This is a genomic window from Cryobacterium sp. TMT3-29-2 (assembly GCF_004564305.1).
In the GTDB taxonomy this organism is placed as follows: Bacteria; Actinomycetota; Actinomycetes; order Actinomycetales; family Microbacteriaceae; genus Cryobacterium; species Cryobacterium sinapicolor.
In genome coordinates, this window is sequence record NZ_SOGK01000065.1 from 12,684 (window position 1) to 38,047 (window position 25,364).

Annotated in this window: 23 protein-coding genes; 11 read left to right on the forward strand and 12 right to left on the reverse strand. The window is 63.3% G+C overall.

Annotated elements, in window-relative coordinates:
• Positions 1-6 precede the first annotated feature (6 nt).
• Positions 7-2,490, reverse strand: coding sequence for a DNA topoisomerase (ATP-hydrolyzing) subunit A (locus E3O67_RS07455; protein WP_135102377.1), 2,484 nt, complete (start codon positions 2,488-2,490; stop codon positions 7-9).
• Positions 2,491-2,581: 91 nt separating this feature from the next.
• Here E3O67_RS07455 and E3O67_RS07460 point away from each other — a divergent pair, with 91 nt between their 5' ends.
• Positions 2,582-3,727 carry an alkaline phosphatase family protein gene (locus tag E3O67_RS07460; protein ID WP_135102378.1) on the forward strand — a complete coding sequence of 382 codons (1,146 nt, stop codon included), beginning with the start codon at positions 2,582-2,584 and terminating at the stop codon, positions 3,725-3,727.
• A 17-nt stretch (positions 3,728-3,744) separates the two neighbouring features.
• Here E3O67_RS07460 and E3O67_RS07465 read toward each other — a convergent pair whose 3' ends face one another.
• Positions 3,745-4,341 carry a DUF3043 domain-containing protein gene (locus tag E3O67_RS07465; protein WP_370260355.1) on the reverse strand — a complete coding sequence of 199 codons (597 nt, stop codon included), beginning with the start codon at positions 4,339-4,341 and terminating at the stop codon, positions 3,745-3,747.
• A gap of 37 nt (positions 4,342-4,378) precedes the next feature.
• Between E3O67_RS07465 and E3O67_RS07470 the strand changes: the two genes are divergently transcribed.
• The 5 genes from E3O67_RS07470 (at position 4,379) to E3O67_RS07490 (ending at position 9,528) form a co-directional block, all read left to right on the forward strand.
• Positions 4,379-5,800, forward strand: coding sequence for a dipeptidase (locus E3O67_RS07470; protein WP_135102379.1), 1,422 nt, complete (start codon positions 4,379-4,381; stop codon positions 5,798-5,800).
• 138 nt (positions 5,801-5,938) lie between these two features.
• Positions 5,939-6,295: an iron-sulfur cluster insertion protein ErpA gene (gene erpA, locus E3O67_RS07475; RefSeq protein ID WP_134429240.1), complete on the forward strand. Its 357-nt coding sequence runs from the start codon at positions 5,939-5,941 to the stop codon at positions 6,293-6,295.
• A gap of 179 nt (positions 6,296-6,474) precedes the next feature.
• A complete protein-coding gene (coxB, locus tag E3O67_RS07480; RefSeq protein WP_134429242.1) occupies positions 6,475-7,362 on the forward strand; it encodes a cytochrome c oxidase subunit II in 888 nt (295 codons plus the stop codon).
• Between the two features lie 3 nt (positions 7,363-7,365).
• Positions 7,366-9,105: a cytochrome c oxidase subunit I gene (ctaD, locus tag E3O67_RS07485; protein WP_134429244.1), complete on the forward strand. Its 1,740-nt coding sequence runs from the start codon at positions 7,366-7,368 to the stop codon at positions 9,103-9,105.
• On the forward strand, positions 9,106-9,528 hold the full coding sequence (locus tag E3O67_RS07490; RefSeq protein WP_135102380.1) for a cytochrome c oxidase subunit 4: 423 nt from the start codon (positions 9,106-9,108) through the stop codon (positions 9,526-9,528).
• A gap of 324 nt (positions 9,529-9,852) precedes the next feature.
• Here the strand turns inward: E3O67_RS07490 and E3O67_RS07495 are convergent, their stop codons facing one another.
• Genes E3O67_RS07495 through E3O67_RS07515 form a run of 5 tightly spaced genes read right to left on the reverse strand, consistent with a single transcriptional unit; the run spans position 9,853 to position 14,927 of the window.
• Complete coding sequence (locus E3O67_RS07495; RefSeq protein WP_135102381.1) at positions 9,853-10,683, reverse strand: methyltransferase domain-containing protein; 831 nt, start codon at positions 10,681-10,683, stop codon at positions 9,853-9,855.
• Between the two features lie 30 nt (positions 10,684-10,713).
• On the reverse strand, positions 10,714-12,333 hold the full coding sequence (locus tag E3O67_RS07500; RefSeq protein WP_174776808.1) for a ubiquinol-cytochrome c reductase cytochrome b subunit: 1,620 nt from the start codon (positions 12,331-12,333) through the stop codon (positions 10,714-10,716).
• A complete protein-coding gene (locus E3O67_RS07505) occupies positions 12,330-13,403 on the reverse strand; it encodes a ubiquinol-cytochrome c reductase iron-sulfur subunit (protein ID WP_134429250.1) in 1,074 nt (357 codons plus the stop codon). Before E3O67_RS07505 ends, E3O67_RS07500 begins: the two co-directional genes overlap by 4 nt.
• Positions 13,404-13,459: 56 nt before the next feature.
• Entirely contained in the window at positions 13,460-14,272 is an 813-nt protein-coding gene (locus tag E3O67_RS07510; RefSeq protein WP_134429252.1) for a cytochrome c, read from the reverse strand.
• Positions 14,273-14,294: 22 nt separating this feature from the next.
• Positions 14,295-14,927: a heme-copper oxidase subunit III gene (locus tag E3O67_RS07515; protein WP_134429254.1), complete on the reverse strand. Its 633-nt coding sequence runs from the start codon at positions 14,925-14,927 to the stop codon at positions 14,295-14,297.
• 141 nt (positions 14,928-15,068) lie between these two features.
• Here E3O67_RS07515 and trpD point away from each other — a divergent pair, with 141 nt between their 5' ends.
• Positions 15,069-16,121, forward strand: coding sequence for an anthranilate phosphoribosyltransferase (trpD, locus tag E3O67_RS07520; RefSeq protein WP_135102382.1), 1,053 nt, complete (start codon positions 15,069-15,071; stop codon positions 16,119-16,121).
• Between the two features lie 23 nt (positions 16,122-16,144).
• On the opposite strand, the gene glpK is transcribed toward trpD, so the two are convergent.
• Positions 16,145-17,659 carry a glycerol kinase GlpK gene (gene glpK, locus E3O67_RS07525; RefSeq protein ID WP_134429259.1) on the reverse strand — a complete coding sequence of 505 codons (1,515 nt, stop codon included), beginning with the start codon at positions 17,657-17,659 and terminating at the stop codon, positions 16,145-16,147.
• A 108-nt stretch (positions 17,660-17,767) separates the two neighbouring features.
• The gene (locus E3O67_RS07530; RefSeq protein ID WP_134429261.1) at positions 17,768-18,532 is read right to left on the reverse strand and encodes an MIP/aquaporin family protein; all 765 of its coding nucleotides are present in this window, start codon (positions 18,530-18,532) and stop codon (positions 17,768-17,770) included.
• 224 nt (positions 18,533-18,756) lie between these two features.
• Here E3O67_RS07530 and dhaK point away from each other — a divergent pair, with 224 nt between their 5' ends.
• From dhaK to E3O67_RS07550, 4 genes are all read left to right on the forward strand, one after another.
• Positions 18,757-19,758, forward strand: coding sequence for a dihydroxyacetone kinase subunit DhaK (dhaK, locus tag E3O67_RS07535; RefSeq protein WP_134429263.1), 1,002 nt, complete (start codon positions 18,757-18,759; stop codon positions 19,756-19,758).
• A gap of 19 nt (positions 19,759-19,777) precedes the next feature.
• Positions 19,778-20,416 carry a dihydroxyacetone kinase subunit DhaL gene (gene dhaL, locus E3O67_RS07540; protein ID WP_134429265.1) on the forward strand — a complete coding sequence of 213 codons (639 nt, stop codon included), beginning with the start codon at positions 19,778-19,780 and terminating at the stop codon, positions 20,414-20,416.
• A gap of 1 nt (position 20,417) precedes the next feature.
• A complete protein-coding gene (dhaM, locus tag E3O67_RS07545; RefSeq protein WP_135102383.1) occupies positions 20,418-21,104 on the forward strand; it encodes a dihydroxyacetone kinase phosphoryl donor subunit DhaM in 687 nt (228 codons plus the stop codon).
• Between the two features lie 934 nt (positions 21,105-22,038).
• The gene (locus E3O67_RS07550) at positions 22,039-22,548 is read left to right on the forward strand and encodes a hypothetical protein (RefSeq protein ID WP_134426823.1); all 510 of its coding nucleotides are present in this window, start codon (positions 22,039-22,041) and stop codon (positions 22,546-22,548) included.
• A gap of 241 nt (positions 22,549-22,789) precedes the next feature.
• Here the strand turns inward: E3O67_RS07550 and E3O67_RS07555 are convergent, their stop codons facing one another.
• From E3O67_RS07555 to E3O67_RS07565, 3 genes are all read right to left on the reverse strand, one after another.
• Positions 22,790-23,584 carry a hypothetical protein gene (locus E3O67_RS07555; RefSeq protein WP_135102384.1) on the reverse strand — a complete coding sequence of 265 codons (795 nt, stop codon included), beginning with the start codon at positions 23,582-23,584 and terminating at the stop codon, positions 22,790-22,792.
• Positions 23,585-23,752: 168 nt separating this feature from the next.
• Positions 23,753-24,097 carry a helix-turn-helix transcriptional regulator gene (locus E3O67_RS07560; RefSeq protein ID WP_135102385.1) on the reverse strand — a complete coding sequence of 115 codons (345 nt, stop codon included), beginning with the start codon at positions 24,095-24,097 and terminating at the stop codon, positions 23,753-23,755.
• Positions 24,094-25,209 carry a site-specific integrase gene (locus E3O67_RS07565; protein WP_241982064.1) on the reverse strand — a complete coding sequence of 372 codons (1,116 nt, stop codon included), beginning with the start codon at positions 25,207-25,209 and terminating at the stop codon, positions 24,094-24,096. The genes E3O67_RS07560 and E3O67_RS07565 overlap by 4 nt, the downstream gene beginning before the upstream one ends.
• Between the last annotated feature and the right edge of the window lie 155 nt (positions 25,210-25,364).

A 25,364-nucleotide genomic window follows, 5' to 3' on the forward strand; every position in this document is an offset into this window, starting at 1 on the left:
AAGTGGTCAGCCGATCCGGGCGCCGATGGCACCGATCACGGAATCGAGCATGGCTCCGGATGCGTCACGCCGCGACCCCGATTCAGGCAGCGTTCGGGGCGTGCCATCTGAAGAGACCGCCCGGGCCGGAAGGGGACCCACCCACGCAACGGAGACGGTGTCTTCGCCCTTCAGGAATCGCTGGGAGCGCACGCCACCGGTTCCCCGGCCTTTTGCCGGGTATTCCGAGAAGTCGGAAACTTTGGCGCTGCCGGGATCGGTTCCGGTCAGCGTGTGGCTGCCGGTGGCGATGGTCGCGACCACGAGGACATCCTCGTTCCGTGCGTCCACGCTGGCGAAGTGAACCACGTGTGCGCCGGCGGTCAGCTTGATGCCGGCCATACCGCCGGCCGTGCGTCCCTGCGGGCGCACCGAGCCGGCCGGAAAGCGCAGCAGCTGGGAGTCGGAGGCGATGAAGACCAGTTCGTCGTCTTCCGCCCCCTGCACAGCGCCGACCACCACGTCCTTGGGCTTCAAGGCGATGATCTCGAAGTCTGGTTTGTTGGCCCAATCGCCCGCGGTGACGCGCTTCACGGTGCCCTGTCTGGTCCCGAGCACGATCGACCGTTCGGAGTCGAGCGCGACGAGCGCCAGAATCCTCTCGGCTTTGTTGGGCAAGGCCAGGTAATCGCTCACGCGCACGCCCGCCCCGAGCTGGACCGAGGTCGGCGGCAACACCGGGAGGTCGACGGGGGAGAAGCGGATGAGCCGCCCCAGGCTTGTGACCGCTCCGATCTCAGTTCGGCTGGTCGTGTCCAAAACGGAGAGGACGGCGTCATGCTTGCTGCGCCTCTGTGCCGGCGTGATCCGCTCCGGCAGGTCCGCAGTGTCGGCCGCAAGCTCCACCCGAGCGATCCTGCCCGTTGCGCTGAGGTAGACCCGGGTCGGGGTGTCCGTCACCTCGAGGATGGCGGCCTTCCGCTTGGCGGCGGCGCCGTTTGCGCCGGCGATACTCGCCGTCGCCTCGGTCAACAAGGTCCGCCGTGGCGTGCCGAAACGATCGGCCACCGAGGCGAGTTCGTCGGACACCAGAGTGCGGATGGACGCCTTACTGCCGAGAAGCTTCTCCAGGGCCGCGATCTCCGCCAGCAGTTGATCCCGCTCGTTTTCAAGTTCGATTCGGGAGAACCGGGTCAGGCGCCGCAGGCGGAGCTCGAGGATGTACTCGGCTTGAATCTGGCTCAGGTCGAAGACATCGATCAGCTTGGCGCGTGCCTGTTCGCTGTCATCGCTGGCGCGGATGACCTGGATCACCTCGTCGATGTCCAGGATCGCCACCAGCAGACCCTCGACGAGGTGCAGGCGCTCCTTGCGTCGGGCCAGCCGGTAAGCGGAGCGCCGGGTGACGACCTCGATGCGGTGTCCGATGTAGACGAGCAACAGTTCCCGAAGTCCCAGCGTCTGCGGGCCGCCGTCGACGAGGGCGACCGCATTGATGTTGAAGGAGTCCTCGAGCGGGGTGACCCGGTACAGCTGCTCGAGCACGGCCTCCGGGCTGAAGCCGGTTTTGATCCCGATGACGAGTCGAAGTCCTTTGGTGCGGTCCGTCAGATCGGTGACATCGGAGATTCCGTTGAGCTTCTTGGAATTGACCCCATCCTTGATCTTCTCGATGACCCGCTCGGGGCCGACGAGGTAGGGGAGTTCCGTGACGACGAGACCTGCCTTGCGGGCGGTGATGGCTTCAACGGATACCCGTGCCCGGGTCTTGAAGCTGCCGCGGCCGGTCGCGTAGGCATCCTTGATTCCCGCCAATCCGACGATCGTGCCGCCGGTGGGCAGGTCAGGCCCGGGAACGAACTCCATCAGGTCTTCCAGGCTCGCGTTCGGGTGGGCGAGCAGATGTCGCGCCGCACCGACGACCTCGATCAGGTTGTGCGGTGCCATGTTGGTGGCCATGCCCACGGCGATACCGCTCGCACCGTTGACCAGCAGGTTCGGGTAGGCGGCCGGGAGAACGTCCGGCTGGGTGAGCTGATTGTCATAGTTGGGCACGAAATCGACGACGTCTTCGTCGAGATTCTCCGTCATGGCCAAGGCGGGAGCGGCCAGCCTGGCCTCGGTGTAGCGAGGGGCCGCCGGGCCGTCATCAAGGGAGCCGAAGTTGCCGTGGCCGTCGATCAGGGGAACGCGCAGCGTGAATGCCTGCGCCATCCGCACGAGAGCGTCGTAGATCGCGGTGTCGCCATGCGGGTGCAGCTTGCCCATGACCTCGCCGACGACTCGAGCGGACTTGACGTGGCCGCGATCGGGACGAAGCCCCATCTCGCTCATCTGATACAGAATGCGCCGTTGCACGGGCTTGAGTCCGTCCCTGGCGTCCGGGAGCGCCCGAGAGTAGATCACCGAATAGGCGTATTCGAGGAACGAGCCCTGCATCTCGGTGGAGACATCGACGTCTTCGATGCGCTCGGTGAACGTGGCGGGCGGGGTGCTGTCTTGACGGCTCATTCGTGAATTCTGCTGAGGCGTGCGTTGCGGGACGCGCGCTGTCGGGTAGGCGCTGGATCGATTCGGCTTTGTCTATGTCAAACTTGGCACGATGCCTTCTATGCTACCGGCCCGCCAATTCAGCACCCTTCGCCTTGCCGACGTACTCACATCTTCCCTCGCGTCGGTCCAGGGTCTTCCCAATCCACTACGCCTCGTTCCGACGAACAAAACGGTCGTTGTTCTCGCGGACGGCCTGGGAATCAGTTCCCTGCGCGCCCGGGCCGGGCACGCCCGGTTCCTGAAGTCGCTGCTGACCAAGTCCAGCGTGATCGACGGGGTCTTCCCGTCCACCACCGCGGCGGGGATCACGACCCTCACCACGGGTGTCGCCCCTGGGCAGCACGGCCTCGTCGGCTACCGGGTCCGAGACGCCGACAGGGACCGCGTGGTGAACCAGCTGACCGGCTGGGATGACGGGATGCGGCCGGAGACCTGGCAGCGCGTGCGCACAGTCTTCGAACGGGCGGCGGATGCCGGCGTTCCCGGTTTCGCCATCGGACCCCGCCGCTATTCCGCATCCGGTTTCACCCAGGCGGCGCTTCGCGGTGCGCGCTATGTGCCGGCGGAGAGCGTGTCCGACAGGTTCGCCGCCGCCAGGCACCTTCTGGACACCGAGCCGCGCGCCCTCGTCTACCTCTATGTCCCCGAGCTGGATGTGGCCGCCCACGCCCACGGCTGGGAGTCCGACCGGTGGCTGGCTGCGTTGGAAGTCCTCGACGATGCGACCGCCCGCTTCGCCGCAGGACTCACGGCCGACGAGGGGCTCCTGCTCACGGCCGACCATGGCATCATCGACGTCCCGGCGACCAGTCACGTGCTCTTCGACACGGTTCCCGAACTCGTCGACGGCGTCCGGCACATCGGCGGGGACCCACGCTGCCTGCACCTCTACCTCGAACCCGAAGCGGTCGACGAGGCCGCCGCGGCTCTTGCCGACACGTGGCGCGCCGTCGAGGGCCACCGCGCCTGGATCTTCACGCGCACTGAGGCTGTCGAGTCCGGTCTCTTCGGCGATGTTTCGCCCGATGTCTTGCCGCGCATCGGCGACGTCATCGTCGCCGCACGCAAACTCATCGCCTACTACGACTCCCGAGAGCCGAACCAATCCGCACGGTCGATGGTCGGTCAGCACGGATCTCTGACGGATGAGGAACTCCGGGTACCGCTGATCAGATCAGGGGCATTCTCCGCCTGAGCGTTGGAGAACGGACCTCAGGACGGGTACTGTCCGCGCTTGACCTGGGGCTTGGGCAGACGTAAGACGCGCAGTTGCAACGCCCGCATTGCCGCGTACCAGCGAACCCGCTCGGCCTTCTGTACTCCGAACTTGGCATTGAGCTTGCGGGTGACGATGAAGCCCAGGATGATGCAGTCGACCACGGCGACGATAACGAAGGCCCACAGAGCGAGGAAACCGTAGGTCTGGATGGCCGGTTCGGGGAAGACGCTCAGCAGGATCACGAGGAACATCACCGGGATCATGAATTCGCCCACGTTGAAGCGAGCGTCGACGAAATCGCGAACGAAGCGCTTCTGCAGGCCGCGGTCCCGCATCGGGAGGTATTTTTCGTCCCCCGCAGCCATCCCGATCCGAGTGCGCTCGCGAGTCTCAGCGGCCTTGCTTCTGGCCTGCTTGGCCGCGAGCTTTCGGTCGTCCGGAACCAGAGGGCGCCGGTTCAGGGCCTCCTGCTGTTTCCGGCTGGGCGTCGCCTGCCCTTTGCCGACGGGGTGGCCGGCCGCGAGACGAGACTTCGTCTCTTCCGGGGTCTCCATGGATGGTTGTGCGTCTGGGTTCACAGGCTTAGCCACATCAGTTCCTTGCAATTGGTTGCCTTAAGATTACCCGATGACCGATATTCGAGAAACAGCTCCCACGGCAATCTCCCCGGCCGCACCGGCTCTTCGCGCGGCCGTCGAGCGAGGCCTTCCCACCACCATCGCAGATCTGTGCTCCCTGGTGCGGATTCCCTCCGTATCCTGGGACGCCTTCGACGCTCGACAGGTCGCCGCCAGCGCCGATGCCGTCGCGAACCTTGTCCGCGGTCTCGGGGTGTTCGAATCCGTTGAAATCAAGACGACCGGGATCCCGGGCGGTGCCGAGCTCGGCCACCCGGCCGTTCTGGCCACGCGCGCCGCTCGGAACGGGCGCCCGACAGTTCTGCTCTACGCCCACCACGATGTGCAACCTCCCGGCCAGGATGCTGACTGGGACTCCAACCCCTTCGAACCGACGGTGCGCGGCGACCGCCTTTACGGACGCGGCGCCGCGGACGACAAAGCGGGCGTCATGGTACACATCGCCTCGATCCGAGCTCTCGTGGAGGCTGAAGGACCCGACTTCGACCTTGGCCTGGCGCTCTTCATCGAGGGGGAGGAAGAGTTCGGCAGCCGGTCCTTCGCCACCTTCCTGGGGGAGAACCGGGAGGCCTTGCGGGCGGATGCCATCGTCGTCGCGGACTCGAACAACTGGGACATCAACACCCCGGCGCTGACCACGGCACTGCGCGGCAACGTCACCTTCCGTCTGACCGTTCGCACTCTTGACCACGCATCGCATTCAGGCATGTTCGGGGGAGCTGTTCCCGACGCGATGATGGCAGCCGTTCGCCTCCTCGACAGCCTCTACGCCGAGGACGGCTCTGTCGCCGTCGCCGGGCTGACGAGCATCAACGTTCCGACCCCCGACTACTCCGTGGAGCAGCTCCGCTTGGAGACCGGGCTCACCGACGGCGTCAGCCCGATCGGGCACGGCTCGGTCCTCAGCCGGATCTGGTCCCAGCCGTCCATTACGGTCACCGGGATCGATGCACCGTCCGTGGCCAACGCGTCGAACACCCTCACGCCGGCCGTCACCGTACGTGTCAGCACCCGGATCGCTCCCGGTCAGCCGGCCGACGAGGCCTTCCGCGCGCTCGAGGCGCACCTGCGCGCCATGGCTCCCTTCGGTGCCCGAATCGACATCGACGACGTCGACACGGGGGAGGCCTTCCTGGTGGACACCGGCGGCTGGGCCGTCGCCGAGACGCGAAGCGCCATGGCCGAAGCGTGGGGTGAAAGCCCGGTGGACATCGGCGTCGGCGGATCAATCCCCTTCATCGCCGATCTGGTCCGCGTGTTCCCGGAGGCACAGATCTTGGTCACCGGGGTCGAAGACCCCGATTCCAGGGCGCACAGCCCGAACGAATCTTTGCACCTCGGTGTGTTCAAGCGGGCCATCCTCAGCGAGGCCTTCCTTCTCGGCCGCTTGAACCAGCGCACCGAACGATGACCTCACCGTGCGGGGCTGAGAGCCGGGAATGAACGGGGTGCATTCCCGGCATTGCTCGGTAGAATCTGCGTGGAATCCAGCGGACATCCGGCCGCTGCACACGACCACGCAAGAACGATGCGAACAATGAGGAGCCCCATGACCGACACAGTCGTCACCAGCACAGCCGCCCATGGCGTGGGTCTGAGCGCCGCCGCCGCCGACAAGGTGCGGAGCCTGCTCGCCCAGGAGGGAAGAGAAGACCTTCGCCTGCGCGTCGCCGTGCAACCCGGCGGCTGTTCCGGCCTCATCTACCAGCTGTATTTCGATGAGCGAGTGCTCGAAGGGGACGCGCTGGTCGACTTCGATGGGGTCGAGGTCGTCGTCGACAAAATGAGTGTTCCCTACCTGGATGGGGCATCCATCGACTTCGAGGACACCATCCAGAAGCAGGGGTTCACCATCGACAATCCCAATGCCGGCGGCAGTTGCGCGTGTGGAGATTCCTTCAGTTGATCCAGCAGCTTCAATTGAACAGCCACGGAACGACAGCACTGCGAATACTGCGACTGGCGGCGAATTCGTTACCTCAGGCGGCCTGTTCTTGCACAACGGAACGTGCCACCCGCAGTAGGCTTGAAGTCTATAGAAGCACTTTCCGTTAAGTGTCGTCGAGTCTCACCGAAAGGTTACTGGTGCGCAAAAACCATCGTCTCCGATGGGCTGCAATTCCGATCGCAGCGTCGTTGGCCCTTGTTCTAGCAGGTTGCTCGCAAGCCCAGCTCCATGGCTACCTCCCCGGTTTCATCGAGGGCGAGCCGGCGGTGACCAATCAGACTGAGCGCATTTCCGGTTTGTGGACAACTTCCTGGATCGTTCTGATGATCGTGGGGCTTCTCACCTGGGGGCTCACGATCTGGGCTGTCGTGGTCTACCGGCGCCGCAAGGGCCAGACCGGCCTCCCGGTACAACTGCGGTACAACATGCCGATCGAAATCTTCTACACGGTCGTTCCCCTCATTCTCGTGGTCGGCTTCTTCGCCTTCACCGCGCGGGACCAAGCGCAGATCGAGGCACGCTTCGATGAGCCCGAGGTCAAGGTCCAGGTCATCGGCAAGCAGTGGGCGTGGGACTTCAACTACATCAATGAAGACGTGTACACCGCCGGAATCCAGGGTCAGCCCGACGTCGACGGACCGGCCGGCTCGCTGGTTCAGTCTGAGATCCCCACCCTCGTCCTGCCGGTGGGCAAGAAAGTCGAACTTGCGCTCGACGCCCGCGATGTCATCCACTCGTTCTGGGTGGTGGACTTCCTGTACAAGAAGGACATGATCCCCGGCAAGACGAACTACATGTCCGTCATCCCGGAGCGCATCGGGACTTACTCCGGTAAGTGCGCCGAGTTGTGCGGCGAGTACCACTCCTTGATGCTGTTCAAGGTCGAGGTCGTATCCGAGGCTGACTACGAGTCCTACATCGACTCCCTCCGTGCCGCAGGCAACGACGGACAGCTCGGGCTCGAGTACGAACGCAACCAGAACCAGCCGGGCACGACAGCCCCGACCGAGCAGGAGGGCAACTAGTCCATGACTACCACCACTACGGCGCCTACCTCACCGGCCGCCCCGACAGCATCGCGCCGGCCCCCCGGCGTTGACCGCAAGGGTAACGTCATCGTCCGTTGGATCACCTCCACCGACCACAAGGTCATCGGGTACATGTACCTGATCACGTCCTTCGTCTACTTCTGCCTCGCCGGAGTCATGGCCCTGGTCATCCGCGCACAGCTCTTCGCCCCCGGCCTCGAGGTCGTACAGACGAAGGAACAGTACAACCAGCTCTTCACCATGCACGGCACCATCATGCTTCTGATGTTCGCGACGCCATTGTTCTTCGGATTCGCCAACTCCCTCATGCCGCTGCAGATCGGCGCTCCCGACGTGGCGTTCCCCCGATTGAACGCCTTCTCGTTCTGGGCCTTCTTCTTCGGCAGCCTCGTTGCCATCGGCGGGTTTCTCACTCCGCAGGGTGCAGCGTCCTTCGGCTGGTTCGCCTATCAGCCTCTCGCCAGTACGACGTTCTCCCCGGGCGTCGGCGGCAACCTCTGGATGGTCGGGCTCGGGCTGAGCGGTTTCGGAACGATTCTCGGCGCCGTGAACTTCATCACCACGGTGATCACGATGCGCGCCCCCGGAATGACCATGTTCCGGATGCCCATCTTCACCTGGAACACCCTGGTCACGTCCCTTCTCGTCCTGATGGCGTTCCCGGTCCTCGCCGCGGCCCTGCTGGCCGCCGCTTCAGACCGCATCTTTCTCTCGCACATCTACGATCCGGCCAACGGTGGAGCCATCCTGTGGCAGCACCTGTTCTGGTTCTTCGGGCATCCCGAGGTCTACATCATCGCGCTGCCGTTCTTCGGCATCGTGTCTGAGGTCTTCCCGGTCTTCAGCCGCAAGCCGATCTTCGGGTACAAGACCCTGATCTACGCGACCATCTCCATCGCGGCCCTGTCCGTGGCGGTCTGGGCGCACCACATGTACGTCACCGGCTCTGTCCTCCTGCCGTTCTTCTCCCTGATGACCATGCTCATCGCCGTGCCCACCGGGGTGAAGATCTTCAACTGGATCGGAACCATGTGGCGCGGATCCCTGACCTTCGAGACGCCCATGCTGTGGGCCCTCGGCTTCCTGGTCACGTTCACCTTCGGGGGTCTCACCGGCGTCATCCTGGCTTCCCCGCCCCTCGACTTCCACGTCTCCGACACGTACTTCGTCGTCGCGCACTTCCACTACGTCATCTTCGGCACCGTGGTCTTCGCGATGTTCAGCGGGTTCTATTTCTGGTGGCCGAAGTGGACCGGCAAGATGCTCAACGAGAGCCTCGGCAAGTGGCACTTCTGGATTCTCTTCATCGGTTTCCACACGACCTTCCTGGTGCAGCACTGGTTGGGCGTCGTCGGCATGCCGCGGCGCTACGCCTCGTACCTGCCCGAAGACGGTTTCACGTGGATGAACCAGTTGTCCACGATCGGTTCGGTCATCCTCGCGGTCTCGATGATCCCGTTCTTCCTGAACGTCTACATCACTGCCCGCAAGGCTCCCATGGTCACCGTGAATGACCCGTGGGGCTACGGAGGGTCACTCGAGTGGGCGACGTCCTGCCCGCCGCCCCGTCATAACTTCACCTCCATCCCTCGCATCCGGTCTGAGCGCCCTGCGTTCGACCTGAACCACCCGGAGGCGCCCATTACGGTCGGTATCGGGCCGGCAAAGGATGCACCGGATGCCCCTACGTACGACGCCGCGTCGCAAAGGATAAAGTAGATGAGAGCCAACGTAAATCTGCTCTGGATTCTGACGGGTTTTTTCGTCGTGATCACGGTGGCCTATGTCATCTGGGGCCTCGTCGACCCGCTGCAAAACAAGGTTGAGTGGGCTGGCACGTTCGCACTCGGCCTGTCTGCCATCCTCTTCAGTTTTATCGCCTTCTATCTGGGACGCGTGCATAGCGCCCAGGGCGGCGAACTTCCCGAGGACCGCCTCGACGCGAATATTGACGACGGTGACCCCGAGGTCGGCTTCTACAGCCCGTGGAGCTGGTGGCCCATCCTGCTGGCTGCCAGCGCCGCTCTGCTCTTCCTGGGTCTGGCTGTGGGCGTGTGGATCTCGATAATCGCTTTCGGTATCGGTGTCATCTGCCTCGTCGGCTGGGTGTACGAGTACTATCGAGGCAACTTCGCTCGTTGATCTAAACTCACTCACGTGCCTACGGCACGGACGAACGGCGCTCCGGACACTGGTCTTGGGCGCCGTTCTGTCGTCGCCTGCATCCGAAGTGTTGAGAAGCTGGTTAAGGCCGTCCGGCGGGCGAGTCGGGGGTGCCGTCCTCCGGGAGTCTGATCGATACCGTGAGCCCCGCGGCCCATCCGGCACACGCCAGCGTGGTGCGTCGGCCGATACCGGCGATTCCGAAGCGGGACACTGGTCAGCGTCGCGCGGGACACTGACCAGCCTGAATCGCGGCAGACAACGCAGTCGAGGTGTGCTGAACCGGCAGCGGACGCGCCGCTGTCAGTTCGAGAGCCGCCGGTATCCCAACAGCTCGAAGGACGCCGTGACGGTCTGCACGCCGCTCAGCTGGCGCGCGAGCGCCGCAGCATCCGTGTGGTGGGAGGAGGGGCCCATCCCGATCAGAGCGGATGCCTGGGCCGGTTCGAGCCTCAGCGTGGACGACAGCTCGTCCCGCGTTGCGAGTTCGAAGGCGGGGGACAGAGCCGCGGACAGGTGCGCACCTTTATTCGCGGGTACGTCGAGTGCCAGACCGGCCGCCCGGAGCTCCCGGAGGTGGGACGCCTGCGGCACGACGACGAAGAGCAGGCCGTGCTCGCGAAGCACTCGGTGGAATTCAGACGCGTTCCGGGGAGCGAAGACGTTGACGATCACGTCAGCTGAGGCATCACGCACCGGCAGTGGGGACCAGACGTCCGCTACCAACCCGTCAACGTGAGTTTGACCGCTCACGGTGCGCCGGACCGCCACGGGGGAGAGATCCATGCCCAGAGCGCGGACGGCCGGAGAGTGCGTGAGGATGCCCTGCAGGTAATAGCCGGTTCCGCAGCCGATGTCCAGAACCCGAGTGGGATCCTCGGCCGCTACCCGCTCGGCGAGGCGCTCACGCAGCGGTTGGTACCAGCCGGTTTCGAGGAAGAGGGCTCGCGCGTCGACCATCGCGGCGCTGTCGCCGATCAAACCGCTCGCGCTGCCGGCCAGAGACACATACCCGCGCTTGTTCACGTCGAACGAATGTCCAGACCCGCACCGCAGGGCCAGAGGCTCGTTGGGCGAGAGCGGGAGAAAACAGTTCGGGCACCGAAGCCACTCCGACAGGGTCTGGAGGGACATCGATGCCCGTTCTGTAGTTTCGGCCGGAGCCTAGTGGTGGTCGGAGTGCGACCGTTCGAGTTCCGTGCTGGAGACCGGTTCGATCCGGTCCTCGAAGAACCAGCGGGACATCCCGGCACGGGCTTTCTGCCCGACCGTGATCTTGCCCTGGGAATTCGGACGGATCATGAGCGGCTTGTAGTCGTTGTAGCTGACCAGCTTCCAGCGCTCGTATTCGTCGACAGGCTGGTGGACTTCGATGTACTCGCCGCCAGGCAAACGAACGATGCGTCCGGACTCGTAACCGTGAAGGACAATTTCGCGATCCTTCTTCTGCAGCGCCAGGCAAATCCGCTTCGTCACGAAGAAGGCGATGAACGGACCCACGATAGCCAGGAACTGCATGGTGTGGATCACTCCTTCCATTGTCACCTTGAAGTGCGTTGCGATGATGTCCGAGGAGGCCGTCGCCCACAGCACCGCGTAGAAAGTGACGCCGGCGGCACCGATGGCGGTGCGTGTCGGGGCGTTCCGGGGGCGGTCGAGGATGTGGTGCTCACGCTTGTCCCCGGTCACCCACGCCTCGATGAACGGGTAGATGAGGACAACCAGGATGAAGAGGCCGAGCGTCACGAGCGGGATCAGAATATTGAAGGACCAGGTGCGGTCCAGCCACACGAACTCGAGCCCCGGCGGGATCAGACGAAGGGCTCCATCAGCGAAACCGATGTACCAGTCCGGCTGTGTTCCAGCCGAAACAGGGGAAGGATCGTAGGGGCCGTAGTTCCAGATGGGGTTGATCGTGAACAGCGATGCCATCAGCATCACGATGCCGAAGACGATGAAAAAGAATCCGCCGGCCTTGGCCGCGTACACCGGGAGAACCGGGTAACCGACCACGTTCTGGTTGGTGCGTCCGGCACCGGGGTACTGGGTGTGCTTGTGCACGACCACGAAGAGCAGGTGCATTGCGATCAACGCCACGATGATAGCCGGCAGCAGGAGGATGTGCAGGGAGTAGAGACGACCGACGATCGCCTCACCTGGGAACTCGCCGCCGAAGAGAAGGAAGGAGATCCAGGTACCGACGAGCGGCATTCCCTTGACCATTCCGTCGATGATCCGCAGTCCGTTTCCGGAGAGCAGATCGTCGGGGAGAGAGTAACCGGTGAAACCTTCGGCCATGGCGAGGATGAACAGCACGAAGCCGATGACCCAGTTCAGTTCGCGCGGCTTGCGGAACGCTCCGGTGAAGTAGATGCGGAGCATGTGGAGCCCGATGGCGGCCACGAAGAGCAGTGCTGCCCAGTGGTGTACCTGGCGCATGAGGAGTCCGCCGCGGATGTCGAAGGAGATGTCGAGAGAAGATGCCATCGCCGCGGACATTTCCACACCCTTGAGCGGCATGTATGAGCCGTCGTATTCCACCGGCGTCATCGACGCGCTGAAGAAGAAGGTCAGGAACGAACCGGACAGGAGGATGATGACGAAGCTGTAGAGAGCGACCTCACCGAGCAGAAAGGACCAGTGGTCGGGGAAGATCTTGCGACCCAGCTCCTTGACCGCAGTCGAGATGCTCGTGCGCTCGTCGATGTAGTTTGCGGCGGCCCCGGTGAGACCACCGGACTTCTTCGTTTCGACCAGCTCAGTGGTCGTAGTTGCAGTACTCAATTCCGCTCCCAGAAGCTCGGTCCGACGGGTTCAGTGAAATCGCTCTGTGCAATGAGGTAACCCTCGGAGTCTACCGTGATGGGCAGCTGCGGCAGTGGGCGCTTAGCCGGACCGAAGATGACCTCGCACTGGTTCGTCACGTCGAATTGCGACTGGTGACAGGGGCATAGGAGCGTGTGGGTCTGCTGCTCGTAGAGCGCGACCGGGCATCCGACGTGCGTGCAGATCTTCGAGTACGCGACGATACCGTCGTACGACCAATCCTTCTTGTCGGCGGGCTCGTTGATGTCTTCCGGCTTCAGGCGCATCAAAAGAACCGCGGCCTTGGCCTTCTCCTCGAGTTTGCCGTGACCGAGGTCCTGCAAACCCTCGGGGATCACGTGGAACGCAGAACCGAGAGTGACGTCCGAGGCCTTGATCGGCGTGCCCGTGGGGTCGATGGCGAGCCTGGTGCCCTTCTTCCACATGGTGTGTTCGAGCAGAGCAGCCGGGTTGGTGTCCTGGGGGCCCAATCCGCGGAACAGCACGACGGCCGGCAGCGGGAAGGCGATCAGCGCCCCGATCAGACTGTTCCGGATCAGGGTGCGGCGACCGATACCCGATTCGACATTGGCCTCGTGGAAGATCTCGACCGCACGTTCGCGGGTCTCATCGGACCCCCGCACGGGGTGACGCTCGTCGACGCCTTCGTGGTCGAACATCAGGGCCTTGCCCCAGTGCACGGCCCCGATGCCGATGGCGAGCAGGGCGAGAGTGAGGCCTAGTCCGATGAAGAGGTTGTTCAGACGAACCGAATCCGGTTCTTCCGGGATGATCGGAAAAACCATGTAGGCCACAATCGCGAAAACGCTGCCGACGATCGACAGGTAGAACAGCGTGTAGACGGTTCGCTCGGCGCGACGTTCCGCGCTCGGGTTGAGATCGGTGACGCGCGGGCGGTGTGGGGGGAAGCCCGGGTTGGCCACTGCATCCCGTACGACGACGGCCGTGCCTGCGGGAGCCCCCTCATGCCCGACGCTCGACGAGTCAGCGGCGGTCAAGTCCTTCCCGCTGTTATCGTCCATGGCCATTGTTCTCCTTCATCGGAATTCTCATAAAAACAGTTTGTGTCAGACCTGGGCGGTGATCAGTTCGACTTCGCGGTGATCCACACCGTCAAGGCGACGATGGATCCGAGACCGAAGATCCACAGGAAAAGACCTTCCGAGACCGGTCCAAGGGCGCCCAGGGCGAATCCACCGGGAGACGGGTTGTTGTCCAGGTACTTGAGGTAGGTGATGATGTCCCGCTTGCTCTCCGGGGAGATGTTCATGTCGTTGAACACGGGCATATTCTGCGGGCCGGTGACCATGGCCTCATAGATGTGCTTTTCGGTGACCCCGGCCAGAGCAGGAGCGTATTTGCCCTGGGTGAGAGCACCGCCGGCGCCGGCGACGTTGTGGCACATCGCGCAGTTGATGCGGAACAGCTCGGCTCCGTTGGCGGCATCGCCCTCACCGTCGAGGAGTGACGCATCCGGAAGTGCCGGACCCGGCGCGAGGGACGCGACATAGGCGGCGAGAGAGGCGATCTGCTCGTCTGTGAACTGGACGGCCTTCTTCTCAGCCTGCGGTCCGTTCAACTGCATCGGCATGCGCCCGGTGCCGACCTGGAAGTCGACTGACGCCGCGCCCACGCCAATCAGGCTGGGGCCGGCCTCGGTGCCTGCCGCTTCCAATCCGTGACAGGTGGCGCAGTTCGCGGCGAAGAGCTTCTGGCCTTCACCGACGGTCTGCTGGGAGGCAGCATTCGTTTCGGCACTCGCCGTACTCGTGCTGAAAGCGGCGTAAGCGCCTCCCGTGAAGAGGAGTCCAATCGCGATGAGGGCGACGCTGGCAAGCGGGCTGCGACGTCCGGCTTTGCGACCGCCGGTCTGCTTGGGTGTGCTAATCGTGGTCATACGTGGTGTCCACTCCGACTTTCTATTTAAGAACATAAATGACGAGGAACAGCCCGATCCAGACAACGTCGACGAAGTGCCAGTAGTAGGACACGACGATGGCGCTGGTTGCTTCCTTATGGCCGAAGTTCTTGACGGCGAAAGCGCGCCCGATGACGAGCAGGAAGGCGATCAGGCCAGCGGTCACGTGGATTCCGTGGAAACCGGTGGTGAGGTAGAACGCAGAGCCGTAGGCATTGCTGGTGAGTGACACTCCCTCGGAAACGAGAGTCGCGTATTCGAAGACCTGGCCGGACACGAAAATGGCGCCGAGGGCGTAGGTGAGGAAGAACCACTCGACCATGCCCCACTGGCTCGGCTTCCATCCGGTCGAACGTGATTGCAGGCGTTCAGCGGCAAACACGCCGAACTGGCAGGTCACCGAGGAGGACACGAGGATCAGCGTGTTCACCAGGGCGAAGCCGAAGCCGTGCTTCTCCGTCTCGAACAACCACAACTCCGGTGACGTCGACCGCAGTGTGAAGTAAATGGCGAACAGGCCGGCGAAGAACATGACTTCGCTGCCCAGCCAGACGATAGTGCCAACAGCCACGCTGTTGGGCCGGTTAACAACGGGCGCATTGACCGTGTACGTAATAGATGGGCTCGTCACCATTCCATTATGGCCGATTTGTGGAGTGGTTATTGTCATCCGGACAGGCCTGTCGCTCATTTGCCGGAATGACTACCTGATTGCAACAAACGCGCCTCCGGAAGTGAATTCTGGGCGGTCCGGCGATCTCGCTAAAATCTTCTCATGCTTGAAATTCAGTCTTGGCCAAACGTCCTCAACGCCCTGCTTTCGGGGGAGGACCTCAGCGTTTCCGATGCCGCCTGGAGCATGCAGCAGGTCATGCTCGGGGAGGCGACTCCGGCTCAACTGGCCGGCTTCCTCGTGGCCCTTCGCGCGAAGGGTGAAACCGTGGATGAAATCGTCGGTTTCCGGGATGCGATCCTTGAACATGCCGTCCCCCTGTCGGTGAACCCGATGGCCCTGGATATCGTCGGGACCGGCGGGGACCGATTCGGTACCGTCAACATCTCGACGATGGCCTCCATCGTCTGTGCGGGGGTCGGCGTCCCCGTGGTCAAGCACGGCAATCGGGCCGCGAGCTCCGCGTCGGGTTCCTCGGACGTGCTCGCTGCCCTCGGCATCGATCTGACGCTGTCTGCCGACAAGGTCGCGGCCATTCTGGATGCCGCCGGGATCACCTTTGCCTACGCCGCGGCGTTCCACCCGGGGTTTCGGCATGCCGCCCAGGCGCGTAAGGAACTCGGCATCCCCACCGTGTTCAACTACCTCGGCCCGTTGTGCAACCCGGCTCGTCCCGAGGCGTCAGCCGTCGGCGTCGCCAATCTGGACCGCGTTCCGCTTATCGTGGGTGTCTTCCAGACCCGTGGGGCGACGGCCCTGGTTTTCCGGGGCGACGACGGTCTGGACGAACTGACCACGACCGGTCACAGCCATATCTGGGAGGTGTCGCGGGGGCTGGTGACGGAGCACGACATCGATCCGCGGGACCTGGGTATCCGTCGGTCGTCGATCAGTGAGTTGGTTGGCGCGGATGCGCAACACAATGCCACCGTTGTCCATTCGATGCTGGGCGGTGAGCTCGGTGCGGTCCGTGACATCGTGTTGCTGAACGCGGCCGCCGGCCTGGTCTCGTTCGACTTGGCAAAGGATCCTGGGCAGGCTCAGGTCAACATTCTTGATCGTTTCCGCACCAAGATGGCCGTGGCCGCTGAGGCAGTCGACTCCGGTGCGGCCACGGCCAAGCTGGCCGAATGGGTGGCGGCCAGTCGGGTCTGACCCGACCGGCCGGAGCTGGCGCGCTAAACGACGTCCTCGTCCACCCAACCGAACGTCTTTGTGACGGCCTTCTTCCAATTGCGCAGCTGGCGGTTTCGCTCCTCCTCGTCCATGTGCGGCGTCCACCGGCTGTCCTCCTGCCAGTTGGCCCGCAGCTCGTCGAGGTCGCTCCAGAACCCAACTGCCAAGCCGGCGGCGTACGCGGCTCCGAGTGCGGTGGTCTCGGCCACGACCGGTCGCACCACCGGTACTCCGATGATGTCGGCCTGGAACTGCATGAGCGTGTTGTTGGCGATCATGCCGCCGTCGACCTTCAACTCGGTCAGCGGCACACCCGAATCGGCGTTGACCGCGTCAAGGACCTCGCGGGTCTGGAACGCCGTCGCCTCGAGTGCGGCACGGGCGATGTGGCCCTTGTTCACGAACCGGGTCAAGCCGACGAGGGCTCCGCGCGCGTCCGAACGCCAGTACGGCGCGAAGAGTCCGGAGAAGGCCGGCACGAAGTAGGCGCCGCCATTGTCTTCGACGGTTTTGGCCAGCGTTTCGATTTCCTCGGAGGTACTGATCATTCCCAGGTTGTCCCGCAGCCACTGAACGAGGGCACCGGTGACCGCGATCGAACCCTCCAGTGCGTAGTGAGGTTCTGCGTCGCCAAGTTTGTAGGCAAGGGTGGTGAGCAAACCGTTCTTCGAATGCACGATGTCGGTGCCTGTGTTGAAGATCAGGAAGTTACCTGTGCCGTAGGTGTTCTTGGCCTCACCCTGGTCGAAGGCTGCCTGCCCGAAGGTTGCGGCCTGCTGGTCACCCAGGATTCCGGCGATCGGCACCTCCCGCAGCAGGCTGTGTTCGTTCACCAGCCCGTAGACCTCCGAGGAGGAGCGGATCTCGGGCAGCATCGACTTCGGCACGTCGAACGCGGCGAGGATCTCGTCATCCCACTGCAGGGTCTTCAGGTCCATGAACATGGTGCGGCTGGCATTGGTGACGTCCGTCGCATGGACGCCGCCTTCGATCCCTCCGGTGAGGTTCCACAGTACCCAGGAGTCGGTCGTTCCGAACATCAGGTCGCCGGCCTCGGCCTTGTCGCGGGCACCCTCGACGTTCTCGAGGATCCAGACGATCTTGGTGCCGGAGAAGTAGGTCGCCAACGGCAGTCCCACCTTGGCCTTGAACCGTTCGACTCCGCCGTCGGCAGCGAGACGATCCACGATCGGCTGGGTGCGTGTGTCTTGCCAGACGATCGCGTTGTAGACGGGAAGCCCGGTGTGGCGGTCCCAGACCACGGCGGTCTCGCGTTGGTTGGTGATTCCCACGGCCTCGATGTCATGCCGGGTCAGGTTCGCCTTCGACAGCGCCTGACCGATGACCTCACGGGTGTTGTTCCAGATCTCCATCGGGTCGTGTTCCACCCATCCGGCCCGCGGGAAGATCTGTTCGTGCTCGTGCTGGCCGACGGCGATCACCGAGCCGGCTTTGTCGAAAACGATCGCTCGAGAACTTGTCGTTCCCTGGTCGATTGCGATGACGTACTTTGCCATGGAATGCCTCCTTGAATTGTGAAAATCTGTGCTCGATCCAGCGCACGCCATTGCGTGACACCGCAAAGAGTGGGCCGATTCATCGACTGAACCGGCCCACGGGAAGGGCTAGGTGAGTACAGGCAAGAGGAACAGGGATGCCCATCCGGCGAGCACACCGCCAATGACCGGCCCTATCACCGGAACCCACGAATACGCCCAGTCGGATGGGCCCTTGCCCTTGATCGGCAGGACGAAGTGCGCGATGCGGGGACCCAGGTCTCGTGCCGGGTTGATTGCGTAGCCCGTCGGCCCTCCGAGGGAGGTGCCGATAACGATAACGAGCAGTGCAACCGGCAGTGCGCCGAGGGCGGCCAGTCCGCCACTCTCGCCCTGACGTCCTCCGCCGAAGGCGAGTACGACGAAGACGAGCACGAACGTGCCGATGATCTCGGTCGTCAGGTTCCAGCCGTAAGAACGGATGGCCGGACCCGTCGAGAAGACGCCGAGTTTGTTGGCTGAGTTCGGCTCTGCATCGAAGTGCTGTTTGTAAGCCACCCAGCAGATGATTGCTCCGATGAACGCACCGAGGAACTGCGCCGCGATGTAGGTGACGACGGAAAGGAAGTTCACGGGGACGCCCGAACCGAACTCCGTCGCCCCCGAGGCGACCAGACCGAGGGTGACAGCCGGGTTGAGGTGCGCGCCGGAATTGTAGGCGACGATGACGCCGGCGAAGACCGCGAAGCCCCATCCGAATGTGACCATGAGGAACCCGCCGCCAAGGCCCTTGTTCTTGGCCAGCGCGACGTTGGCGACCACACCGGTTCCGAGGAGGACCAGCATTGCCGTGCCCAGCACTTCCGATAAGAATACGACTCCAATATTGTCCACGTTGACCTTCCTTAGTGAGGCTGGAGGTGCCGAAGCAACCCGAAGCAGTGAGTGATCGGCAATAACATAGCGCGGCGATTAACGCAGCGGAATGGGCCGGTGGACGTGCAAATCACAACCCCTTACCGGTAACGGGGGCAGCGCGTAGGTTGAGGCGGGACTGCACATTGCTCTACAACAGCCCGTAGACGGGCCGTTCATCCACCTCGATCGAAGGAAGAGACATGAAGAAACTCGTCAATGATCCCAGGAACGTCGTCGCGGAGGCCGTGGCCGGGTTCGGCGCTGCCCACGCCGATATCGTCCGGGTTTCCACGGAACCGGTCTACATCGTGCGCAGCGATGCCCCCGTCACCGGGAAAGTGGGTCTGGTCAGCGGAGGAGGAAGCGGACACGAGCCCCTGCATGGCGGGTTCGTCGGTTTCGGAATGCTGGATGCCGCCGTGCCCGGCGCCGTCTTCACCTCGCCGACACCCGATCCGATCCTCGCCGCGACGAAGGCGGTGGACGGGGGAGCAGGGGTGCTGCACATCGTCAAGAACTACACCGGGGACGTCCTGAATTTCGAGACCGCCGCGGACCTCGCCGCCGCCGACGGCATCGAGGTCCGCTCCGTGCTGGTCAACGATGACGTCGCCGTGAAGGACTCGCTCTACACGGCCGGACGACGCGGTGTGGCCGGAACGGTCCTCGTCGAAAAGATCGCTGGAGCATCCGCTGAGCGTGGAGACGCCCTGGAGACCGTGGCCGCGATCGCAGAGAGGGTGATCTCCGGTGTCCGGTCGATGGGTGTGGCCCTGACTCCCTGCGTTGTTCCCCACGCAGGGGAGGGCAGCTTCTCCCTCGCCGATGACGAGATTGAGATCGGGATCGGGATCCACGGCGAACCGGGGCGCGCGCGCATCAAGCTCGAGCCTGCCGATGCCATCGTCGACCGTCTCCTCGGCCCCATCCTCGAGGACATTCCGTTCGTGGCCGGGGACAAGGTGCTCCTGTTCGTCAACGGTATGGGTGGCACACCGCAGATCGAGCTGTACATCGTCTTTCGACGGGCCGCCGAGGTGTTGGCCGAGCAGGGGATCGACGTGACCCGGACCCTCGTCGGCAACTTCACGACGTCGCTCGAGATGCAGGGGGCATCCATCACCGTGCTGAAACTCGATGACGAATTGACCGCCCTGTGGGATGCGCCCGTCCAGACGGCAGCGCTACGGTGGGGACGGTAGGTCGGCAGAAGGAGCTCAAATGAATTTGGACGTCACCTGGGCGAAGGCCTGGATCAGGACCAGTGCGGCTGTGATGAGCGAGCACCGTGTGGAATTGATCAATCTGGACCGCGCAATCGGCGACGGTGACCATGGCGAGAACATGGATCGTGGTTTCCAGGCGGTGTTGTCCAAACTCGAGGATCTCCCGTCCGAGGCGAACCCCGGGGACGTCTTCAAGCTCGTCGCGACCACCTTGATCTCAACCGTGGGCGGCGCCGCGGGTCCGCTATATGGGACTGCGTTCCTCAAGGCGGCCGTCGCTGTGACCGGCGCGGCCGACCTTGACGGTTCTGCTCTGGTCGCATTTCTGACGGCAGCGCGGGACGGCATCGTTCTGCGCGGCAAGGCGGAGTCCGGGGATAAGACCATGGTCGACGCCTGGACTCCTGCGGTCGATGCAGCCGAGGCAGCCCGCGCCGAAGGCGCGGACGACCTGGCGATCCTCGTGGCCGCGGCAGTCGCCGCCGAGTCAGGGGCGCAGGCGACGGAACCGTGGGTCGCGCGCAAGGGGCGGGCGAGCTACCTGGGCGAACGGGCCATCGGCCACCGCGACCCGGGAGCGCAGTCTTCCGCCCTGCTGCTGCGTGCAGCGGCCGACACCGCTTCGATGGTCTGACATGGCCGGTCCTGACCAGTCCGTCGGCCTCGTATTCATCTCTCACAGCACGAAGATCGCCGACGGTCTCGTGGATCTGGCGCGCCAAATGGCACCACAGACGAGGATGGTCCCGGCCGGCGGAACGGACGGCGGGGGGATCGGCACGAGCTTCACGAAGGTGCTCAGCGGCATTGAGCAGGCTGATGCCGGCGCCGGCGTGGTGCTCCTTTGTGATCTGGGCTCCGCCATCCTGACGGCCGAAACCGCGTTGGACTTCCTCGATGATGCGGTTCGTGCCCGGGTACGCATCGCGGACGCGCCGCTCATCGAGGGGGGAGTGGCGGCAGCCGTCGCCGCCGAGGTCGGGGGAGACCTCGACTCCGTCGTTCGTGCCGCTCAGTCCGCAATCGGGGCCGAGTCCGAGGTCGCCGCGGACCCAGAGCTACCGCAGCAGGTCACGCGAACCGTCACCCTGGTCAACACTGCTGGCCTGCACGCCCGGCCGGCGGCCGACTTCGTGAAGCTCGCCAGCACGTTCGAGGCCCGGGTCACCGTGAACGGTAAGGACGCGTCCAGTCTGCTCGCCGTGATGTCGCTCGGACTCACCCGCGGCATGAGCGCGGAGATCTCTTCGTCGGATGCGAACGGAGCGGCGGCCGTAGCAGCCCTCGGGGACCTTCTGGAGTCGGGCTTCGGAGAAGAATAGGCACGTTGCACAGCCCTGGGCGATTATGCAACTCGGCGGAGTCTGAGCGCCTGGTGAAAGACAATATGCCCTGGGGGAGCAGCCGAACGCGTTCCCCGGCCAGGTGGGCGGCGGCTCATCCGAGCATCATGCCCGTCGAGCGGGAACTGGACTTATCTGAAAGGGCCCTAATCCTTCACGGAACTGAGCCAGGACGAGGGCGGCAGCTGTGATGATTTGAGGTTGACATAGTCGGGGTATGGCCTCCGGCGGCGGCTGCGTGCCGGTGGAATTTCTTGCTGCGGTAGGGAGTTGGCCGAGGCGGTGGGATGAGGTCGTCTCTGATGAGGTCGCGCAGGGCCGTGTTTCCTGACGCCGTTGAGGCCGATGCCCCAGTTGCGAAGTCGGTGCGGCATGCTTTCTTGATGGGTGTGCTGGCCAGTCAGATTGCCGGGAAGCCGCAGCTTCCATGCTGAGGGTAAAGCAGCCGTTAACATATCCGGTGCAAGTCGCTTGGCGAAATCATTGACGGCGCATGCTCGTTACCATATTCTGCAGCTACTCCACGAAGGTGTGGTCGACTTATTTGGGGGGATTAATGTCGAAAAGATTCAGGAACGTCGTTCTGGCGGGTTCGGCAGCGGTCGCGCTCGCACTAGCCAGTGCGTTGCCTGCTTGCTGCTCTCGGGAACACATCAAGGGCGTGTCCGTCGGGCTCAGGCTCGATCAAAGGGTACTCGTGGTCGGGCGGTGACCAGACTTATCCGGCTGGTGGCTGCGGCGCCTACTCGACGTGGACCCAAGTCCGGTATAACTCATACCCAGGCTCTCCGAATTATCTGTCTGGTGCAACGTACGGATATCCCAGTTCCGTTGTTTACCAGTCCTAGACCTATGCAGGAATCCACCAAGCCACGGGGCTCGGCGCGTTCACGACGTGATGAAGGAGTTTGGAATGCTCAGAGGAATTGCAACGCTTGCAGCTGCAACCGCCGCGGTGCTCTTGCTGACAGGGTGTGCGGCCTTGACCGCGTCTGCCGGAGATGCACCGGTAACGCGTGAGAATTTGCCAGAAATTGTGGCCTCGGACCAGCAGCTGATCGAGCTGGAGAATGGGGTCACACAAGAAGAATATAGGGCGGCATTCGATCGTTTCGATGCGTGCATGACGGGTGCCAAACAGCCGCTGGTGGGTGTTGAGGAGGGCGAGTATTTGATCACATATTCGATGCTTGCCTCAGCGTACGACTCGGGTGACTATGACCGCTGTTACTTCACCGAGTTCCAACGCATTGATGAAAAGTGGCAATATCTCAACAAGGATAACTCGACGGCGAATCGCGTCTATCAGGCATGCTTGACCGCCATGGGGATTCCGCCAAAGGAGTCCTCCGAGGACGTTTGGGCGCAGCTGCTCGAGGCTGGCATCGATCCAGAGAAGTGCGCCCAGAGCCAGCTTCCCTAGGGCGACACTATCGTTTGATTTCAGAGCCTCGGTTTGGGCTAAGTCACCTTGTCCCAGTGAGGACAGCATGGTTTGGGCAGACCAACTCTGTGGACTGGCGGTACCCACAAACCGTGGAGCACGTTCCCCGCCGTGCGAGGGTGTGGCTACAGCGCAGAATTGATGGATCGGCGGAGGATGTCAACCCTCCGATTCGCACGAATTGCGGATACGCCAGAGTCAAGCGGTATCCGGAAGGATTCTAATCCTTCGCGGAACTGAGCCAGGACGAGGGCTGCAGCTGTGACGATTTGAGGTCGATGTAGTCGGCGTGTGGCGCTCCGGCGGTGGTAGCGTGCTGGTGGATTATCTTGCTGCTGTAGCCCAGGGAATTGGCCAAGGCGGTGGGATTAAGTTCTCTGGCGAGGTCGCGCAGGGCGGTGTTTCTGACTCCGTTGAGGTCGATGCCCCAGTTACGAAGTCGGTGCAGCATGCTTTCTGGATGGGTGTGTTGGCCAGGCAGGTTGCCGGGAAAGAGCCAAGGGCTGTCGGTGTTGACAGTTCGCTGGTTGGGGCGGTTGTGGACGTAGTCCCAGAAGGTTGCCGCGACTTGTGCGGGTAGTAGGGCTGGCACCGATCCCAGGCGCAAGTAGAGGCCGTCGGGTCGCGCTTCGAGTGCGCTGGTTTTCAGGGCTGCGATCTTTCCGACAGGGTGTGCATAGAGCAGCAGGATGAGTGCGGCGACGCGGTCTGCCGCGGGCATTTCTCCGGCGGTGAGGCAGGCGCGGATGTGGTCGACTCTGGCTGCCTGCGTCAAGATCGGGGTCGCTCGTGCTTCACGACGGGGGACCCGGACTTTCGCGATCTCGCGTGATGCGACGAGCGAGGCGATGAAGGTGTTGATGGCATGGCGCGTGGATGGTCCGGAGGAGAGGTAGTCGTCGAGGTGGGCCTGACGGATATCGCTGTAGGTGGCGTCGTGCTCGGATAGGAGCCAGGCGAGGAATCGTCCTGACTCGGTGATTTCCTGCTTCGCTGACCGGACGGCGAAGTTCATATTCTTGCCGGGCAACGACTTCGCCCGGAGTCGTTTCAAGTGGTGCCACCGACCGAAGCGTTCGATCGGTGCTTGGATGGCCAGTGCACTCGCATCTTCGCGACCAGACCGCCGCAGCGGTCGCAGTGCAGGGTGCCTGGGGTTCGGGGGCGTCCGCGGGTGCGGTGCTCAGTCGTCATCGTCGAGGATGCGGGCGCGGACGTGTTTGTATGCGTCGGCGAAGTTGACGATGTTCTCGCCGGAGGCCATCGCTCGTTCTTGGCGTTGGCTCTTGGCGTTCGCTGCGGTGAAGGTGACGAGCTCGTTCGCCTCAACGTTGAAGATGTCGCAGAGAGCGGTGAGGACTTTGAAGGAGATCCGCTCGGGATCTTGGGCGACGAGGCGATAGATCTGCGACTCCGAGAGGGTGATGCCGCGTTCTCGGAGCGGGGCGACGAGTTCTCGGCTGTTCTTCATGCCATGGCGCGCCATGAGCTCGCGTGCGCGCCAGCGGTACTCGATTTCTCGTTTCATGGTTTTTCCTCCCACGGGGTGCTGTTGGTGGTCGCGTTGATCGTGCGCTCGAGGACGCGGTTCAACGCCCGGGTTTGGTAGTCGCTGGAGACTGCCGTGTAGATGGATGTGGTCGACGCATGGAGGTGGCCAACTTGTTGTTGGACGAACGTGTGCTCGAAGCCGTAGAACTCGAACAGGTGGGTGACGTAGGACCGGCGAAGGGAATGCATGTCCAGGCCGGCCGGGAAGCCCAGCTCATTGACGTAGGCGCGGAAACGTCGACGCAGATTCGACTTCGGCACGACGAGGCCCTGGCTGGTCGGGAACAGGTCGGTCGGTTGAGCGGCAAGGTGAGGCAGTCCAGTGCGGATCCACCGGTGAACGGCCTCAGGTGACCACTCGAACACGGTGAGAACGGAGCGGCGCTTGGGCGCAGCCCCCTTCTGGGCCTTCCCGTAACGGACGTGGAGGACGCCGAAGTCGCCGTACTGGGGCGAGTGCGGGTTGCGCGAGAAGTCGACCAGCTGCAGGTGGGTCACCTCGTTGGCGCGAAGTCCCCAGGCGTAGGCGGTCTTGAACGCGATGGCATCGCGGTAGGCGGCGATGGCGCCCTTGCGACCCGAATTGAGGACACGCTCGACCTCCACATCGGCCAGATCGAAGAAGTCCTGCAGCTCACGACGCGAAAACGGTCGTTTCGTTGCCTGCTGTTCATTCTGTTGGGTGTGGGTGGCCCGGTTGAAGTCGGTGATGATCTGAGTGACCGGCCGGCCAAACGATCGTCCGCAGACTTCGCTCCAGTCGTAAGCCGGGTCGGTGAGGAAGTCGCAAAACAGTTTGAGGTTGGTTTGATAGGCGCGGACGGTGGCCTGGGACAGGTTTGATACGGAGCGCGTGTAGGCGAAGTAGTCCTCGACGTCCGCGAACGTCCATTCCCACGGGAAATGCCCGGTGAAGTCCGCGAACCGACGGATCGTTCGTTCGCGTCCAGAAATGGTCTCGTGCCGGAAATTGCGGGAGAGCTGTTGGCGGCGCCAGCTGTCAACCATGTCGGTGAAAACAGCATCCGGGCTGGTCGCCTCGGGGCGCAGAGGCAGATGGGTTACTCGGCCCGATGCAACGCTCATCATCCCCCTCAACCTGTCTGCAAATTATGCTCTTCAAATGCAAAACATGCAAAACAAGCGACGTGAAACCGCGGAAATACGGGGATCCGGAGAGGATATGCGCCGCGAAATTCCCGACGTTGAATCAGAGCGCGCAGACCGTGCCCAATGCGGACACA